The organism is Limnohabitans sp. Rim8, from assembly GCF_945901735.1.
In the GTDB taxonomy this organism is placed as follows: Bacteria; Pseudomonadota; Gammaproteobacteria; order Burkholderiales; family Burkholderiaceae_C; genus Limnohabitans_A.
Genome location: NZ_CAMDLM010000009.1, coordinates 101511 through 117980 on the forward strand (window position 1 = coordinate 101511; position 16470 = coordinate 117980).

Here is a 16470-nt window from a genome sequence, read left to right on the forward strand (position 1 = left end):
TTACGGCGCAAACTTTTGGGCCCATGGCCTGCGGCGGCTGCCTTGGCCCTGCTCGGCTTTTCGCGTGTCGTGCAGGCGCAGCCTGAACGCAAGGCTGCCGCGGTCGAACTGCTTCGCCTTTGGCGGCAAAGCGGCGGTGCGCTGCTGATACGCCATGCCGCGACCGAATCGGGCCTGGGCGACCCGGCGGGATTCACTTTGGGGCAGTGCCGCACCCAACGCAATTTGAGCGATGCGGGCAAACAAGCCTCTCAGGCATTTGGGGCCTGGTTGCAAACGCAAAATTTCAAGCCCGATGCGGTGCTGAGCAGCCAGTGGTGCCGCTGCCAAGACACGGCGCGACTGGCTTTTGGGCAGTTCGAAGACTGGCCCGCATTGAACAGCACCTTTGCCGGGCAAGGCGATCCGGCAGCCCAGAAAAAGGCCTTGTTGGCCCGTTTGCGTGGATGGCCTCAAGGCCGAACCGAGGTGTGGGTCACGCACCAAGTGAACATGACTGGCCTGACAGGCGCCTACCCCAGCATGGGCGAGGGGTTTTTGGTGGACCGAGAAGGCCGTTTGCTGGCCCGAGCGGAGCTAGCCCCATGAGCGGCCTGCACAGTTTGACCGTTTACTTTGATGGCTCGTGCCCCATGTGCCGGCGCGAGATCGCGATTTACCGGCGTTTGCCCCAGGCGGCCGCCATCGATTGGGTGGATGTGACTGCGGGGGCCGAATTGGGCGCCTCGCTCAGCTGCGCGCAGGCGATGGCCCGTTTCCATGTGCGTGACCGCCAAGGGCGCTTGTTCAGTGGCGCGGCAGCGTTCTCGCAAATGTGGCGGCTATTTCCGGGTTGGCGTTGGTTGGGTTGGCTGTCGGCCTGGCCTCCGCTGTCTTGGTTGTTCGAGGCCGCGTACCGTTTGTTTTTGCCGTTGCGACCCACTTTGCAACAGTGGGTCAGGCGCGGCTTAGGTGAGGAGAAATCGAGATGACCAGAGGATTGTCGGGCGCTTTGCCCAAAGTGGTTGGCTTGGGTCTGTTTGGCGCTTTGGCTGTGTTGGATCTGCCCCTGGCTTTGGCTCAAGCATCCAGCCCTGTTGGCGAGAAGGTGACTTTGGGCCCTTGGGCCATCGACCGCACCGAAGTGACCATCGGCCAGTTTGAGCGCTATGCGCGAGCCACTGGCACCGTGACCCGGGCCGAAAAAGAGGGTGGTGGTTTTGAGTATGTGGGCGGATGGGTACGCCGTCCCGGCTGGTCTTGGCGCCAACCGGATGGCGTTCCTGCTAATTCTGAGTTGCCTGCTGTGCACCTGGACTTTGCCGAGGCGCAGGCTTACTGCCGCTGGGCAGGGGGCCGTTTGCCCACAGGCGCGGAATGGCAAAAGGCGGGGTTCACCGAGTTGCGTGACAACCCCCCAGCGCCTTGGGTGAAAGGCAAAACTTATGCCTGGAGCACGGGTGACAGCCCGCAAGGCGCGAACACCAGCGACCCAGACCCCTGGCCCCGCGCCGCACCCGCCGGGGCCACGCGCCAAGGCGTGAACGGCTTGTACGACATGGGGGCCAACGTGTGGGAGTGGACCACCGATGAGCAGGGCGGCCAGCGGCGCACCGTGGGTGGCTCGTGGTGGTACGGCGCGTTCAACATGAAGGCCGATGTGCAGGCCTTCAAAGCCGCTGACGTTTACGTGGTCTACCTCGGCTTTCGCTGTGCTTATGACCTCACGCCAAAAGGCGCTAATCCGAGCAAGACACCCTCATGATGCATTCTTTGCCCGAGGACTACCGGGCTTTGGTGTTTGGCGCCAGTGGCGCGATGGGCCAAGCCTTCGTGCAAGCCTTGAACAGTGACCCGCGCTGTGCCAAGGTGTGCGGCGTTTCGCGCCAGAGCTTGCCAGGCTTTGACTTGCTGGACGAGTCCAGCATCGCCACTTGTGCGCAGGCTTTGGCCGCACAGGGGCCCTTTCATTTGGTGCTGGACGCCACGGGGGCCTTGACGCTGAATGGGCGTGGCCCAGAAAAACGACTGGACGAGTTGGATGCCCCCCACTTGCTGAACGCGTTTCACCTGAACGCCGTGGGCCCTTCTTTGCTGCTCAAGCACTTCGCGCCTTTGCTGGCATCTGGTCAGCGGGTGATTTGGGGCAAATTGTCGGCGCGCGTGGGCAGCATCGAAGACAACCGCAAAGGCGGTTGGTACGGCTACCGGTCGGCCAAGGCGGCGCTCAACATGTTGCTACAAACAGCGTCCATCGAAATCGCGCGGCGCAGGCCATTGGTGGTGGTGGCCGCCTTGCAGCCGGGCACGGTGCAATCGGCCTTGAGCCAGCCGTTTGTCGGCCAAGATGCCCTGCACCCTGATGAGTCAGCCCAGCGCTTGCTGGCCACGCTCGATGGCTTGCAGCCCACCGGGCGTGCACAGTTTGTGGACCATCAGGGGCAAAGCATTCCCTGGTGACGAGCCCAAGCGCTGAGGTGGGCCTGCGCAGGGGTGGACAATTCATGTTCCCCGCAAAAAACAGGGGCGGGGGAATGGGCTTGCAGGATTGGTGGATGTTTGTCGTGATGGCCTTTGTGGTGTCGGCCACCTCGGTGCCCAACATGCTGCTGGGGATTAGCCACGGCGCATGCCACACGCTCTTGCGCCTTTGACAGCAAGCCCATGTGCTGAAAAATTTAACCGTGTCACGGGCGGTGCTTTTGTGGGTTTTGCCGCCTTGATGGTTGCCAGCCGCTTAGAAGGGCCGTGCGTTAGCCGGGTTGCCCCCCGCTAATAGTGCGCCAAGTTGTGGATAAGTGCATGAACAAGCCCTGCGACCCGCATGCCTGTTGGCCTGATAGCTTCTGCTCGTTATTTGAGCAATTCCTTCAACACGGTGCCTTGACGATCTTGTGACGCGTGGTGGGTGGTTTGGGGCGCATTGATCCTAGGGAAGATCAAACACTGGCTTGTTTGCGCTGATCCCTAGCCCGACTGCCGGGTCCGGGCCGCGTGCATTTTCGACGGCGGCTTGACGTTCGGTCACGTCACATAAAACAAGACCCGCTTGATCAAAAGGCTGCGATTGAAGGGTTTCACCACGCATTCGTTCATGCCGGCAGCAAGGCAAAGGGCGAGCGCGTCTTTGTCCGCGTTGGCCGTCAAGGCGATGATGGGAGTTAAGCACTGAGGCGCAGGCAACTCGCTGCGGATTTTGCGGGTGGCGGCTTGGCCATCCATCTCGGGCATCAGAAGGTCCATCAAGACCACATCAAAGCCAGGGCCGTCCCGCACCGCTTCAAAGGCCTGCAGACCGTTGTCTACTTCAGTGATTTGGGCTTGCGTGAAGTGGTGGTGCAATTGCAATGCGGCGATTTGGCGGTTCAGCGGGTTGTCGTCTGCAATCAAGATGCGCACCATTTGGTCGCAGTTTCCGGCTTCGTCTTGAGGCAAACTCCGGGCCGGGGCGCAGCTCAAAGCGCAGGGCAGGGTAACAGTGAAGGTGGTGCCGACATCCACCTGGCTTTCAAAGTCAATGCTGCCGCCCATGGCCTCGACCAGCCCCCGGGTGATGGACAGGCCCAGGCCGTTGCCGCCAAAGCGCCGAGCGATTGAACTGTCGGCTTGTGAAAAGCTCCCAAAAACCCGGGAATGTAATTCGGGGGCGATACCGATGCCAGTGTCACGCACCGAGATTTTCAGAACGCAGCGGTGTTGCGGGTCTTCGGGTGCCGGTTCTGCGGCGCAATGCATGTTGATCTCGCCTTTGGCGGTGAATTTGATGGCATTGCCCAGCAAGTTGACCAAAATTTGAGTTAAGCGATGGCTGTCGCCAACGACCCAATGGGGCAAGTTGGGCTCGGTGTGCAGTGTGTAGCGCAAGGGTTTGCTTTGTGCCCGCCGCCTGAGCAGTTGAAAGCTCATCTCCAGGGTGTCGTGCAGGTTGAAGGGCTCTTGCACCACCTGCAAGCGACCGGCTTGCATTTGCGCATGGTCCAACAAGTCGTTGATGACGGTCAGCAGATGCTCGCCAGATTTTTGAATGTCCCCGGCCTTCGAGTGTATGTCGTCATCGAGCCGCTTGTCTTGCTGGATCAAATCGGCCAAGCCTAAAATGGCATTCATGGGGGTGCGCAGCTCGTGGCTGACTGAGGCCACAAACTGGTCTTTTTGATTCTGGCTATTTTGCAGGTTTTTGGTCAATTGCCTCAGTTTTCGCCGTTGTTGTTGTGCGTACTGGAGTCGCTCGTTGCGCACTTTGCCCAAGAGCAGCAACAAGACCAATTGCATGCCAAAAATCACGATGGCCATCATGAAATGCCAATGGATCAGGTTGTTTGGCTTGATGGGCCAAGACATGTCTCCTCCCATCAATGCATAGCCATACAGGCCCACTATCAATAACCAGCCCACACCCAAACCGATCAAGCGCGCGCGTTGGGTGTAGGCCAGTATGGCCGGCAGTGTGGCCAATGCCAACCAACTGGTCGTGGCCGAATAAATGCCCCCTGTGATCCAAGTGATGTAAAACGCCTGAGCCAAGGTCAAGGCCTGCAAGGCCGTGATCAGCGGGCTGAGTCGCACGCCGGCCAGTCGCAAGCCTCCGAGCACAAGCATGGCCAAGATACCGAGCAGATTGGTCAGCAACCCTTTAGTCAGATCCAATTGCCAGGACACCACCGCAAACGCTGCGAAGCCCAGGAGCAGGATGAGCAAGAAGGAGAAAAAAAGCCACTCTCGCTCATGGTGCTGCGAGGAGCGGGGGCCGTGACGACCACGCAGGCGCTCTTTTAGTATTTTTAGATTTGAGTTAATGGTTGAGAATGAATATTTCATTTTTATTTATAACAAAGTATTACTTGTAAGACAATTTTTTTACAGGAAATTACCGCTGACGGCGATGGCTGGGGTTTCGCTTGGTTATTGACGCCTTGCCAAGGGAGCCTATTTTTTGCAATGGTTCAGCTCAGAGCCTTGGCGATCGTGTGGCGCAGCACGGTGGTCTTGGGGCACAGCCCCTTGGGCAGCTCAAACCACTGGCGCACATCGTTTTCCACCCCCACACCGTGCATGAAGTTGTAGATGGCTTTTTTCAGGCCCTGGCCCAGCAGGTCGTGGTCCACGCCCGCAGGCATGGGGGTCGGGTCGACAAAGCCCACATCGTTTTTGGCAAAGGTGCCTTCCGGCAGGGGCAATAACGTGACGCCGTAGGCCTCGGGGTTTTGGCCTACGGGTGAGTGCACGGTGCACACAAATCGGTGGAAGAAACCGCTGTGGATGCAGCCGTTTTCAAACAGCTGGCGCACGTACTCAAGGGCATCCACCGTGTCTTGCACGGTCTGCGTCGGAAAGCCGTACATCAGGTAGGCATGCACCATCACGCCCGCGTCGGCAAAGCCTTTGGTGACCTGCGCCACCTGTTCCACCGAAACGCCTTTTTTCATGAGCTGAAGCAAGCGGTCAGAGGCGACTTCGAGCCCGCCCGACATGGCAATACACCCGCTTTGGGCCAGCAAGTCGCACAACTCGGGTGTGAAGGTTTTCTCAAATCGGATGTTGCCCCACCACGAGATTTGCACGCCTCGGCGCAGCAGTTCTTCGGCCAGGGCCTTGAGCGCTTTGGGGGGCGCGGCTTCGTCCACAAAATGAAAACCGGTTTGGCCCGTTTCGGCCACGATCTGTTCGATGCGGTCCACCAGTGTGCTGGCCTGCGCGGTTTCGTAGCGGCTGATGTAGTCCAGGCTCACGTCGCAAAAGCTGCACTTCTTCCAGTAGCAACCGTGCGCCACGGTGAGTTTGTTCCAGCGCCCGTCGCTCCACAGCCGGTTCATGGGGTTGAGCATGTCCAGCAATGACAGGTATTGGTGCAGCGGCAAGCCATCCCAAGTGGCCGTGCCCACCTCTTCAAACGGGATATCGGGCTCTTGCAGGTTGATGTACTGCACCAGGCCAGCGTCGTTGCGGATGAATGTGCGCTGCAGGCGCTGCACGCTGCGCTGGCCTTGCAGGTGTTCGATCAGGCTGAGCAGCGGGCGTTCGCCGCCGTCGAGCGTGACGAAATCCACATGATCGAACACGCGAGCGTCTTTCAGCTCGCGCAACTCGGTGTTCACAAAGCCGCCGCCCAGGCCAATGCGGATGGCCGGGTGCGCCTGCTTGATGCACTGGGCGATGCGAAAGGCCGCATACACCGAGCCGGGGAAGGGCACCGAGAGCAAAACCAAGGTGGGCTGGTGCCGCTCAATGGCTTGCAGGGCCAGGCGCTCCAGCGTGGCATCGATCAAATTGGGCGGCTGGGCCAAAGCGTCGGCCAACGCGTTAAAGCTGGGCTGGCTGGCGGCCAAGCGCTCGGCGTAGCGCACAAATTCAAAGCCTTCGTCCACCGCATCGCGCAGCACATCGGCCAGGTCGTTCAAGCACAGCGTGGCCAGGTGCCGGGCGCGGTCGGTTTGCCCCAGGGCGCCAAAAGCCCAGCCAATCGGGTCGCCGGTGCCGTCGTCGTCATAGGCATCGAGCGCGGCAAAGCGCGGCCCTTCGGGCAAAAAGCCGCGGCCTGCGATGCGGTGGCTCAGGGTGCTGTCGCGGCCTTGCAAGAAGGCAATCACCGGGTCGATGCTGATGGCGTAATCGTGGAAGTGGTCGAGGAAAAAATTCACCGGGCCCGAGCGATCTTCAACCGGCAAGGCCAGGGCGGCGTCGCGCAGGTCGGTCAGCCCTTTTTTGTTCAGCAAAGCCAGCACTGTGGCCAGCGCCAGGTCTTCTTGCACCGCATCGAAACCCCGCGAACGCAAAAAACCCGTCAGGTAGGCTGTGGACGGGTAGGGCGTGTTGAGCTGCGTCATCGGCGGGATGAGGCTCAGGACTTTGAACGGGGCGGGGCTGGGCATGCTGGGGTGTTTTCGAATCGGTGCGTGATTATCAACGGGCAGAGCCACCCCGGCATTCGGCCCTGGGGACGGCCCACATGGCCGCGTTAACATCCAACAGGCCTTCCATCAGGCCCATACGCAACCGCCCGATTGATTTCTTTCAGAGAACGCCCTTGTCCGAAATGCCCCTTCATGCTGCACCATCCTTGTCGACCTTGATGGTGCAAGCCTCGGCGCAAGAAAAACTGAGCCCCGCACAACAGCGCTTCAACGACTTGCTGGGCCAGATCGAGCGGCTTTCGGGGCAGATCCAGCGACTGCAGGCATGGTCTGACAAGCACCGTTATGCGCACATTCAGGCCCTGCGCGCGTCGGTGCAGCTGTCGCAGGCGCAACGCAAAAGTTTGTTGCTCTTTGTGCATGAACGCCTGCAAAGCTCAGACTTCACCGATCGGCAGCAGCGCATGGCCCGGGGACTGGTGCGGGGTTTGATGGCGCATTTGGCCGCCACCCACGACCCAGAGGTTCAGGCCCTGGTTGAGATTTATGTGAGCGAAGAAGACGAGCAAGAAGCCGCAGATGATCAGGCCGAGGCCGCGCAGCGTTTGCGTGAGCGGATCGAAGAAGCCTTGGGTCAACCCCTGGAAAAACCCAGCCAGTACCAGACACCCGAAGAGATGATGGCTGCGGGCATGCGCCAGTGGCAACGCCAGCAGCAAGCCGACGAAGAACGAAAGAACACCAAGCGCGCAGCCCGCAAAGCCCAAAAACAAGCGCAAAAGAAAAGCGCTGCGGCCGAAAAAGGCGAAGTGCCCGCGGCGCTGATGCGCGAGTTGGACGCCAAAAGCGCCATCCGCACCATCTTTCGGCAACTGGCCAGTGCCTTGCACCCCGACCGTGAACCGGATGAACTAGAACGCCTGCGCAAAACCGCGCTGATGAGCGAGGTCAACGCCGCTTATGAAAAAAACGACCTGACCACTTTGTTGCGCCTGCAAATGCAGGTGACGCAGATCAACCCCAAAAACAAGGCAGGCACGGCACGCATGGCCGACGACAAACTGATCGCCATGTCCTTGCTGCTCAAGGAGCAAGTGGCTGCGCTCGAAGACGATCTGGAGCAGCTGGAAAGCCGCTTGAGCCGCGAGCTGTGCGTGCCGGTGCGCGCCAGTGTCGACGAGGCCGCGCTGAGCCAGTCACTGCAGCGCATCCAGGCCGACCAGCGGCACAGTGCCGACAGCCTGGCCGCCGATTTACGCCGCATTCAGAACGAGGCTGAACTCAAGCGTTGGCTCAAAGAGCAGTGGCAGCTGGCTAAAGCCACTTCTGCATGAAGCTGGCTTGGCCTGCTGCGGGGTCGAGCGCGTAGGGCTCAAAGCCAAATCCCAAATAACTTTTTAAGGCCCGCGAGTTGCCCGTCAGCACTTCCAAGGTCAGCTTGCAGCAACCGCGGTCCTTGGCGTGCTGCTCGGCAGCTGCCAACAAAGCCTGACCGACACCCCCACCCCGGTGACACGGCAGCACGGCGATGTCGTGGATATTCATCAAAGGCCGTGCCTTGAAGGTGGAATAGCCCTCGATGCAGTTGACCAAGCCCACCGGCGCATCGCCCAACCAGGCGATGAAGCTGGCCGCATCGCTGCGCGCGGCCAGGTCATCGCACAAGCGCGCTTTCACATCCTGCGCCAGCGCCTCGCCCCCGCCCATCGGGTCTTGGGCATAGGCGTCCAGCAGCACCACCAAGGCTTGGCGGTGCGCGGGGTTTTGGTAGTCAACGGGCAGGATGTGAAGTGTCATGGTCAAGCGGTGGCGGGGGTCATCAAGGAGCGCACATTGTCCTGCATAGCGGCCATCACATGGCCAGCCAGTTGGTGTGCCGTGATGGCGCTCAGCGTCCAACCCAGGTGCCCGTGGCCGGTGTTGTAAAAAACGTTGGCTTTTTTGCCCGCACCCACGCGCGGCAGCATGTTGGGCATCATGGGGCGCAGGCCCGCCCAAGGCTCCACCCGACGGGTGTCAACGCCCGGGAAGCATTGGTTGACCCAGTTGACCAGCGGCTGGATGCGGTCGGCTCGGATGTCGAGGTCGATGCCGTTGAACTCGGCGGTGCCCGCGACGCGGAAACGGTCATCGCCCAAGCGGCTGGTGACCAGCTTGGTCTCGTCGTCCAACAGGCTGACCTCTGGTGCGGCGGCCTGGCTGGCGGCATCGTGAAGGCCCACAGTGATCGAGTAGCCTTTGACGGGGTAAATGTTCAAGCGGTCGCCCAGTTGCGCGGCCAAGCCCCGGCCGTGCACGCCGGCACAGATCACGATGCCGTCAAAACTCAGGGTGTCGGTCTGGCCTTGGTGTTGCACCTGCACCGTGGCGGTCTGGCCGTTAGAAGCCACATTCAGCACCTGGTGCTCGGTCAGGATCTTCACGCCCAGACGCTCGCAAGCCTTGGCCAAGCCAAAGATGTATTTGTGGATGTCGCCGGTGGAATCGCTTTCGGTGAAATAGCCGCCGTAGTAATGGCCTTGCAGGGTGGGCTCGATGGCTTTCATTTCTTGGGGCGTCACGGCGCGGCGTGGCAGGCCGCCTTGGGCCAGCAGCTGGGAGACTTCGCCCGCGTGGTCAAAGCCCTTTTTGTCCCTGTAGATGTGCAATATGCCTTTGGGTTTGTGGTCAAAGTCAATACCTTCAGCCTTGGCCCATGCAAAGTGGTGCTCGCGCGATGCAATGGCCAAACGGGCCGTGGCGATGGTGTTGTCTTTGTACCGGGGCATGGCAGTCACGAACTCGGCCATCCAGCTGAGCTTGTGCCAGGTGGGGGCGGGGTTCATCAGCAGGGGCGCGTCGCTTTGGAGCATCCACTTGATGCCTTTGATGATGGTGGACGGGTGGGTCCAGACTTCGGCGTTGGAGGCCGACAGCTGACCGCCGTTGGCATAAGACGTTTCCATGCCGGGGTAGCGGTTTTTCTCGATCAGGGTGACCTGGATGCCTTTTTGGGCCAGGGCGTAGGCGGAGGTGACGCCGGTGATGCCGCCGCCAATGATGACCATGTGCTTTTTCATGGGGAGTTTTCTCTTCAAAACGTCTCAAACGTGAGGGCATGCTGCGCACCGGATGTGAGCGGCATGACCCCCTCTGTTTGAAACCTGAGAGATTCACCTCGGATGAGGCTTGCTCCTGCGGTGGGCCCCGGTGACGAACCGGGGGCGCTCTTCAGAGTTTTTGACACGGAGGTGTCGACCAGCATCGGTCCTTTGGCCTGAGAGTTTCCGGGGTGGTTGCTCCTTCGGCGCTGCCTGCATTTGCAAACAGTCTCTCCCGATGCGGGAATTCGATTTTGAAGTGTGGGTCTTCCTTTGCCCGTGTATCAGGCGTAGTCGCTCAGCGGAATGCAGCTGCAAAACAGGTTGCGGTCGCCATACACGTTGTCCACCCGGCCCACTTGGGGCCAGTATTTCACGCTGCCGGGCAGGCGCTGAGCTTGGGACGCGCCGACTTCTCGGCTGTAAGGTCGACCCCATTCGCTGCCCAGCAGGCTGTCTGCGGTGTGCGGTGCATGTTTCAGTGGGTTGTTGTCTTGCGGCCAAGTGCCGTTTTCCACCAAGCGAATTTCTTCGCGGATGGCGATCATCGCGTCAATGAAGCGGTCCAGCTCTTGCAGGGTTTCGCTCTCGGTGGGCTCGACCATCAAGGTGTTGACCACCGGGAAGCTCAGGGTGGGGGCGTGAAAGCCGTAGTCCATCAGGCGTTTGGCCACGTCTTCGGCCATCACGCCGCTGGTTTCCTTGAGGCCTCGTAAATCCAGAATGCATTCGTGCGCCACATGGCCGTTGTCACTGGCGTACAGCGTGGGGTAGTGGGGTGCCAATCGCTTGCTGATGTAGTTGGCCGCCAAAATCGCCGCTTCGGTGGCGTGCTTGAGGCCCTCGGCACCCATCATGCGGCAGTACATCCAGCTGATGGGCAGCACAGCGGCGTTGCCCAAGGGCGCGGCACTGACAGCGCCCACACCGTTTACCGGCACGCCGCCTGTGGCGTGGCCCGGCAAATAGGGCACCAGGTCTTCTACCACGCACACCGGGCCGACGCCGGGGCCGCCACCGCCGTGCGGGATGCAAAAGGTTTTGTGCAGGTTCAGGTGGCTTACGTCGCCGCCAAACTCGCCCGGCGCGGCCACGCCCACCAGGGCGTTCATGTTGGCGCCGTCCACATACACACGACCGCCGTGCTGGTGTACCAGCTCGCACAGGGCTTTGACTTGGGTCTCGAACACGCCGTGTGTGCTGGGGTAGGTGATCATCACGGCGGCCAGGTTGGCGCTGTGCTGCTCGCACTTGGCCTGCAGGTCGGTCATGTCCACGTTGCCGTTGGCGTCGCACTGGGTCACCACCACCTGCATGCCCACCATCTGGGCGCTGGCCGGGTTGGTGCCGTGGGCGCTGGACGGGATCAGGCAGATGTTGCGGTGGCCTTGGCCCTGGGCGCGGTGGTAGGCCTGAATCACCAAAAGGCCTGCGTATTCGCCCTGGCTGCCCGCATTGGGCTGCAGGCTGATGCCTTTGTAGCCGGTGGCTTGGCACAGCCAGTTGCGCAGCTGCTGGTCCAGCAGCTGGTAGCCCGCCAACTGGTCGGCCGGAGCAAAGGGGTGCACATTGGCAAACTCAGGCCAAGTGATGGGGATCATTTCGCTGGTGGCGTTGAGCTTCATGGTGCAGCTGCCCAGTGGGATCATGCTGCGGTCGAGCGCCAGATCTTTGTCGGACAGCTGGCGGATGTATCGCAGCATGCCGGTCTCGGAGTGGTAGCGGTTGAACACCGGGTGCGTGAGGAAGGCACTGGTGCGGCGCATCGATTCGGGGATCAGGAGCTCTATGCCTTTTTCGAACGACTCGAAATTGGGCAGTGCCTGAGCTTGGTTGGCTGACTCGCTGGCGAACACTTGCCACAGGGCAGCGATGTCCTCACGCGTGGTGGTCTCGTCCAGAGAGATGGAAACGCTTTTGTCACAAGCCTTGCGCAAGTTGATGCCAGCGTGCAGGGCGCGTGCGATGAGCGAGGCCGAGGACTCGCCGATGGCAATCCACACGGTGTCAAAAGCGGTTTCTTTGCGCAACTTGAAGCCGAGGCTCTGCAGGCCTTGCGCGAAGACGGCGGTGTAGCTTGCCACGCGGCGGGCAATGCGCTTCAAGCCGTCGGGGCCGTGGTACACGGCGTACATGCTGGCGACCACGGCTGGGAGCACCTGCGCGGTGCAAATGTTGCTGGTGGCTTTTTCGCGGCGGATGTGTTGCTCGCGTGTTTGCAGCGCCAGGCGGTAGGCGGGTTTGCCGTGCACGTCCACGCTCACACCCACCAGACGGCCAGGCAAAGAGCGTTTGTATTCGTCGCGGCAGGCCATGTAGGCGGCGTGCGGGCCACCGGCGCCCATGGGCATGCCAAAGCGCTGCGTGGTGCCCACCACGATGTCGGCGCCCATTTCGCCTGGAGCCTTGAGCAGGGTGAGGGCCAGCAGGTCCGCGGCCACGATGAAGGCGGCAGATTGCGCATGGCTTTGCGCGGCATAGCCGCTCAGGTCTTCCACCAGCCCGGTGCTGCAGGGGTATTGCACCAGGGATGCGAAGTGTTCGGCGTTCAGCGCAGCGGTGAAGGCATCGGCACTTTGCGGCACCAGCACCTCAATGCCCAGCGGTTGGGCGCGCGTCTGGATCACCTCGATGGTTTGCGGGTGGCAGGCGCGCGAGACCACGAAGACTTTGCTTTTGCTTTTGACCGTGCGCATCGCCAAGGTCATGGCCTCGGCGGCTGCGGTGGCTTCGTCCAGCATGGAGGCGTTGGCAATGTCCATCGCCGTCAGGTCGGTCACCATGGTCTGGAAGTTCACCAGCGCTTCCATGCGGCCTTGGCTGATCTCGGCCTGGTAAGGGGTGTAAGCGGTGTACCAAGCGGGGTTTTCCAGGATGTTGCGCAGGATCACCCCCGGTGTGTGCGTGCCGTAATAGCCTTGGCCGATGTGGCTTTTGAGCAAGCGGTTTTTTTGCGCGAGGGCTTTGAGTTCTGCCAGAGCGGCCGCTTCGGTGAGTGGTGCAGGCAAGACCATGTCTTGGGCGCGCGCGATGCTGCGCGGCACGATGGATTCGATCAAGGACCGGCGTGATGCCTCACCGATCACGCCCAGCATGTGCTGTTCGTCTGCACCGCTGATGCCGATGTGGCGGGCAATGAATTCTGACGGGTTTTCGAGCTCGGCCAAGGGCTTGAGGGTGGACATCAGCATGTGTGGCTCCGGTTAATCGTTCAAGCTGCAGAAAAGGCTTTGTAAGCGGTCTCGTCCAGCAGGGCATCGGTTTGCGCTGGGTTGGACAGCTTGACCTTGAAGAACCAGCCTTTGCCCAGCGGGTCGGTGTTGGCCAGCGACGGGTCGCTACGCAATTCTTCGTTGACTTCGGTGATCTCGCCGTCCACGGGCATGTAGACGTCGGCCGCGGCCTTGACCGACTCGACCACGCCTGCGACTTCTTTGGCGGCAAAGGTTTTGCCCACTTCGGGCAGGTCGACAAACACCACATCGCCCAGCGCATCCTGCGCGTGGTGGGTGATGCCCACGACAGCGGTGTCGCCGTCAATTTGCAACCATTCGTGGTCTTCGGTGTACTTGATCATGAGGGGGCTCCTTGTGTGATGAATCGGGGGGCATCAATCGGGGTCAGATCCCAATTGTTTGGCTTCATCAATCGGGGTCAGATCCCAATTGTTTGGCTTGAATGGGTATGTGGATTTAATAGGGATCTGACCCCGATTAACTTCAGCCACGGACATAGCGGTTGGGCACGAAGGGCAGCGGGCTGACTTGCATGGGCACGGCTTTGCCGCGCACCATGGCGTTCAGACATGTGCCCGATGCCGCGTATTCTGCCCGCACATAGGCCAGTGCCACGGGCTGGTCGGCGGTGGGGGCCAGCAGGCCGCTGGTGACTTCGCCCACCTTCTCGCCTGCGTCGTTGTGCAGCTCGACATGCTCGCGCACCGGCACGCGTTCCAGGCCTACCAAGCCCACGCGCAAGCGTTGGGCCGGGGATGTTCCGTCGAGTTGTGCAAGGATCTTGTCGGCACCGGGAAATCCACCTGCGCGGACACCACCCGTGCGACGCACCTTTTGCATGGCCCAGTTCAGGTTGGCCTCGACCGGGGTGGTGGTGGTGTCGATGTCGTTGCCATACAGGCACAGCCCGGCCTCCAGGCGCAGCGAGTTGCGGGCACCCAGGCCCACGGGCTTGACCTCGGGCTGGGCCAGCAAGGCGCGGGCAAAGGCCTCGGCCGCGTGGGCGGGCAGGGAAATTTCAAAACCGTCTTCGCCGGTGTAGCCGCTGCGGGTCACATACAGGTCAGCGCCTTGCCAGACAGCCACCATGCCGGTCATGAACACCAGTTGCTCAACCCCGGGCAACAAACGCTGTAAAGCGTTGACGGCTTGTGGGCCTTGCAGAGCGAGTAGGGCGCGGTCAAATTGGGGCTCGATGGTGCATCGGCTGCCGATGCTTTGCTGGATGTGCGCCAGATCACCGTGTTTGCAGGCGCCGTTGACGATCGCAAAAATGTCGCCTCCGTTGGCCACATCGCGGTTCACGAACATCAGGTCGTCGATGATGCCGCCTTCGTCATTGAGCAGCAGGCCGTAGCGTTGTTTGTGGACGCCCAGACCCATCACATCCACCGGCATCAGGCTCTCGAAGGCGGTTGCGGCGTATGGGCCATTTAAGCGCAACTGGCCCATGTGCGAGACATCGAACAAGCCTGCTGCGCTTCGGGTGTGGTGGTGCTCGGCCACCAAGCCTGCAGGGTATTGCACCGGCATGCTGTAACCGGCAAAAGGCACCATCCGTGCGCCCAATTCGAGGTGCAGTGCGTTCAAAGGGGTGGTGAACAAGTCGGCAGAAGCGGTCACAAAAACTCCAAGGGCAACGAAAAGCCACAGCACTGGCTGTGGCGCTTGCCCTCGCTGTCCGCTTTACCTGAGAGATTCGCCGGGAACGTCAGCCTAAAAGCCGGTCGTTCTGCGGGTTGCTCCTTCGGTGGATGCCGTGGCCCGATGGCCCGGCACCTCTCTCCAGTGAGGTAACGCCTTGGAAAAAGCGTTTTGTCAGTCCTTTTGCCTGAGCGTTCAGCAGTGTTTCAGACCGCCTGCGCCTTCGGCGGCCTGACTTGTTTCACGATGGAAGCCAAGTCAGGCGCTCTCCTGACAGAGTTTGATTTTAGCTTTATTTGTTGAACACAATATCCCGCAAAGTCAGAGAAATTTCGGGCACGTAGCTGATCAGCATCAGACAGGCCAAGATCACCCCAATAAAAGGGATCAGGTCTTTGATGACTCGGTCCAGCGATATTCTGGCCACAGTACACGCCGCAAACAGGTTGACACCAAAAGGCGGCGTCACCATGCCCAGCGCCAAATTGACCACCATGACCATACCCAGATGCACGGGGTCAATTCCAAAATGAACAGCCACCGGAACCAAGATCGGAGCCAGCACGAGGATGGCGGCACCAGTTTCGATGAACATGCCGATGATGAACAAGGCAGCGTTGATGCCCAGTAAGAAATAAAAGGGTGACTGCAAAACTTGCTGCAACCATGTACCAATGGCCTCAGGAGCGCCTGCACGCGTCAACAAAAATGCGAACAAGCCCGCGTTGGCAATGATGAACATGATGACCGCGCTCGAAATCACGGATTTGCGCAAGATGTTGAAGAGGTCCTTGATCCCGATTTCGCGGTAAATCACGGTGCCCACAATGAGGGAATAAAACACCGCTACAGCTGCTGCTTCGGTGGGGGTAAACACCCCTCCGTAAATGCCACCCAACACGATCACCGGCATGAGCAGAGCCCAACCTGCTTGCCATGTGGCCTTGCCAAAACTCAGGCGACCGTCACCGTCATTTTTACCCCAGCCTTTGTATTTTGAATAAAGCCAGACAAACAACATCAATGCACCGCCAATGAGCAGACCAGGACCAACACCCGCGACAAAAAGCTCACCAATCGACACTTCGGCACTCACGCCAAACAAAATCATGGGAATGGACGGGGGAATGATCACGCCCAGTTCGGCAGAGGTGGCTTGCAAAGCGGTGGCCCAGGGCTTGGGATAGCCGTGTTTGATCAAGGCCGGAATCAGGATCGCGCCCACGGCGAAGGTGGTGGCCACCGAAGAGCCCGAAACTGCCGCAAAAATCATGCAGGTCAGCACGCAGGTCATGGGCAGGCCACCCTGCACACCGCCAACGATGCTCTTGGCGAATTCCACCAGACGGCGAGAGATGCCGCCGGTCTCCATCAGGTTGCCGGCCAAGATAAAAAACGGGATGGCCGCCAAGGGGAATTTGTTGATGGCGTTGAACATTTCCTTGACGGAAATGAGCATATGGGCATCGGCCAACTGAATGCCAACAATGGACGCCAGACCGATGGAGACGGCCACAGACACTGTCAGTGTAAAACACAGCAGCATCGTGAAAAGCATGGCGAAACTCATAGTGCGGTCTCCAATTCCATGCGCTGGGGGTCCAACCAAAATCCGATGATGCCGATGATGCTGAAGGCTGCGCCCACCGGCAAAGCCAAATAAGCCCAGAACATGGAGAC

At 60.4% G+C, this 16470-nt stretch carries 14 protein-coding genes, 1 pseudogene and 4 riboswitches; of the genes and pseudogenes, 6 read left to right on the forward strand and 9 right to left on the reverse strand.

The annotated features are described in order from the left end of the window. The first annotated feature begins 15 nt into the window (after positions 1-15). The 5 genes from Q0O99_RS06585 to Q0O99_RS06605 are packed head-to-tail and all read left to right on the forward strand — an operon-like array spanning position 16 to position 2633. The gene (locus Q0O99_RS06585) at positions 16-588 is read left to right on the forward strand and encodes a histidine phosphatase family protein (RefSeq protein WP_293749727.1); all 573 of its coding nucleotides are present in this window, start codon (positions 16-18) and stop codon (positions 586-588) included. Then, positions 585-971 (forward strand): thiol-disulfide oxidoreductase DCC family protein, encoded by a 387-nt coding sequence (locus tag Q0O99_RS06590; RefSeq protein WP_293749728.1) that lies wholly within the window; start codon positions 585-587, stop codon positions 969-971. The genes Q0O99_RS06585 and Q0O99_RS06590 overlap by 4 nt, the downstream gene beginning before the upstream one ends. Beyond that, complete coding sequence (locus Q0O99_RS06595) at positions 968-1744, forward strand: formylglycine-generating enzyme family protein (protein ID WP_293749729.1); 777 nt, start codon at positions 968-970, stop codon at positions 1742-1744. The genes Q0O99_RS06590 and Q0O99_RS06595 overlap by 4 nt, the downstream gene beginning before the upstream one ends. After that, a complete protein-coding gene (locus tag Q0O99_RS06600) occupies positions 1741-2439 on the forward strand; it encodes an SDR family NAD(P)-dependent oxidoreductase (RefSeq protein ID WP_367185213.1) in 699 nt (232 codons plus the stop codon). The genes Q0O99_RS06595 and Q0O99_RS06600 overlap by 4 nt, the downstream gene beginning before the upstream one ends. Positions 2440-2483: 44 nt before the next feature. Continuing rightward, positions 2484-2633, forward strand: a complete 150-nt coding sequence (locus Q0O99_RS06605) for a hypothetical protein (RefSeq protein WP_293749730.1) — start codon at positions 2484-2486, stop codon at positions 2631-2633. 370 nt (positions 2634-3003) lie between these two features. On the opposite strand, the gene Q0O99_RS06610 is transcribed toward Q0O99_RS06605, so the two are convergent. Both Q0O99_RS06610 and Q0O99_RS06615 read right to left on the reverse strand, forming a co-directional pair. After that, positions 3004-4578 (reverse strand): ATP-binding protein, encoded by a 1575-nt coding sequence (locus Q0O99_RS06610; RefSeq protein WP_293749732.1) that lies wholly within the window; start codon positions 4576-4578, stop codon positions 3004-3006. Positions 4579-4922: 344 nt separating this feature from the next. Next, on the reverse strand, positions 4923-6848 hold the full coding sequence (locus tag Q0O99_RS06615) for a radical SAM protein (RefSeq protein WP_293749734.1): 1926 nt from the start codon (positions 6846-6848) through the stop codon (positions 4923-4925). Between the two features lie 164 nt (positions 6849-7012). Here Q0O99_RS06615 and Q0O99_RS06620 point away from each other — a divergent pair, with 164 nt between their 5' ends. Next, on the forward strand, positions 7013-8164 hold the full coding sequence (locus Q0O99_RS06620) for a hypothetical protein (RefSeq protein WP_293749759.1): 1152 nt from the start codon (positions 7013-7015) through the stop codon (positions 8162-8164). Here Q0O99_RS06620 and Q0O99_RS06625 read toward each other — a convergent pair. From Q0O99_RS06625 to Q0O99_RS06655, 7 genes and pseudogenes are all read right to left on the reverse strand, one after another. Further along, on the reverse strand, positions 8145-8627 hold the full coding sequence (locus Q0O99_RS06625) for a GNAT family N-acetyltransferase (RefSeq protein ID WP_293749736.1): 483 nt from the start codon (positions 8625-8627) through the stop codon (positions 8145-8147). The two genes, Q0O99_RS06620 and Q0O99_RS06625, sit on opposite strands and share 20 nt — an antisense overlap. 2 nt (positions 8628-8629) lie before the next feature. Further along, entirely contained in the window at positions 8630-9889 is a 1260-nt protein-coding gene (locus Q0O99_RS06630) for a D-amino acid dehydrogenase (protein WP_293749738.1), read from the reverse strand. 63 nt (positions 9890-9952) lie between these two features. After that, a riboswitch (glycine riboswitch) is annotated at positions 9953-10054 on the reverse strand. A gap of 10 nt (positions 10055-10064) precedes the next feature. Beyond that, positions 10065-10158, reverse strand: a riboswitch (glycine riboswitch). Positions 10159-10194: 36 nt separating this feature from the next. Further along, positions 10195-13101, reverse strand: a complete 2907-nt coding sequence (gene gcvP / locus Q0O99_RS06635; RefSeq protein WP_293749740.1) for an aminomethyl-transferring glycine dehydrogenase — start codon at positions 13099-13101, stop codon at positions 10195-10197. A gap of 20 nt (positions 13102-13121) precedes the next feature. Next, on the reverse strand, positions 13122-13487 hold the full coding sequence (gene gcvH, locus Q0O99_RS06640; RefSeq protein WP_293749741.1) for a glycine cleavage system protein GcvH: 366 nt from the start codon (positions 13485-13487) through the stop codon (positions 13122-13124). 142 nt (positions 13488-13629) lie between these two features. Continuing rightward, on the reverse strand, positions 13630-14769 hold the full coding sequence (gcvT, locus tag Q0O99_RS06645) for a glycine cleavage system aminomethyltransferase GcvT (RefSeq protein ID WP_293749742.1): 1140 nt from the start codon (positions 14767-14769) through the stop codon (positions 13630-13632). A gap of 44 nt (positions 14770-14813) precedes the next feature. Continuing rightward, positions 14814-14945: riboswitch (glycine riboswitch) on the reverse strand. A gap of 10 nt (positions 14946-14955) precedes the next feature. After that, a riboswitch (glycine riboswitch) is annotated at positions 14956-15073 on the reverse strand. Between the two features lie 9 nt (positions 15074-15082). Further along, on the reverse strand, positions 15083-16360 hold the full coding sequence (locus Q0O99_RS06650; protein WP_293749744.1) for a TRAP transporter large permease: 1278 nt from the start codon (positions 16358-16360) through the stop codon (positions 15083-15085). Next, a pseudogene (locus tag Q0O99_RS06655) lies at positions 16357-16470 on the reverse strand (TRAP transporter small permease); the annotation flags it as partial. The gene Q0O99_RS06650 and the pseudogene Q0O99_RS06655, both read right to left, overlap by 4 nt.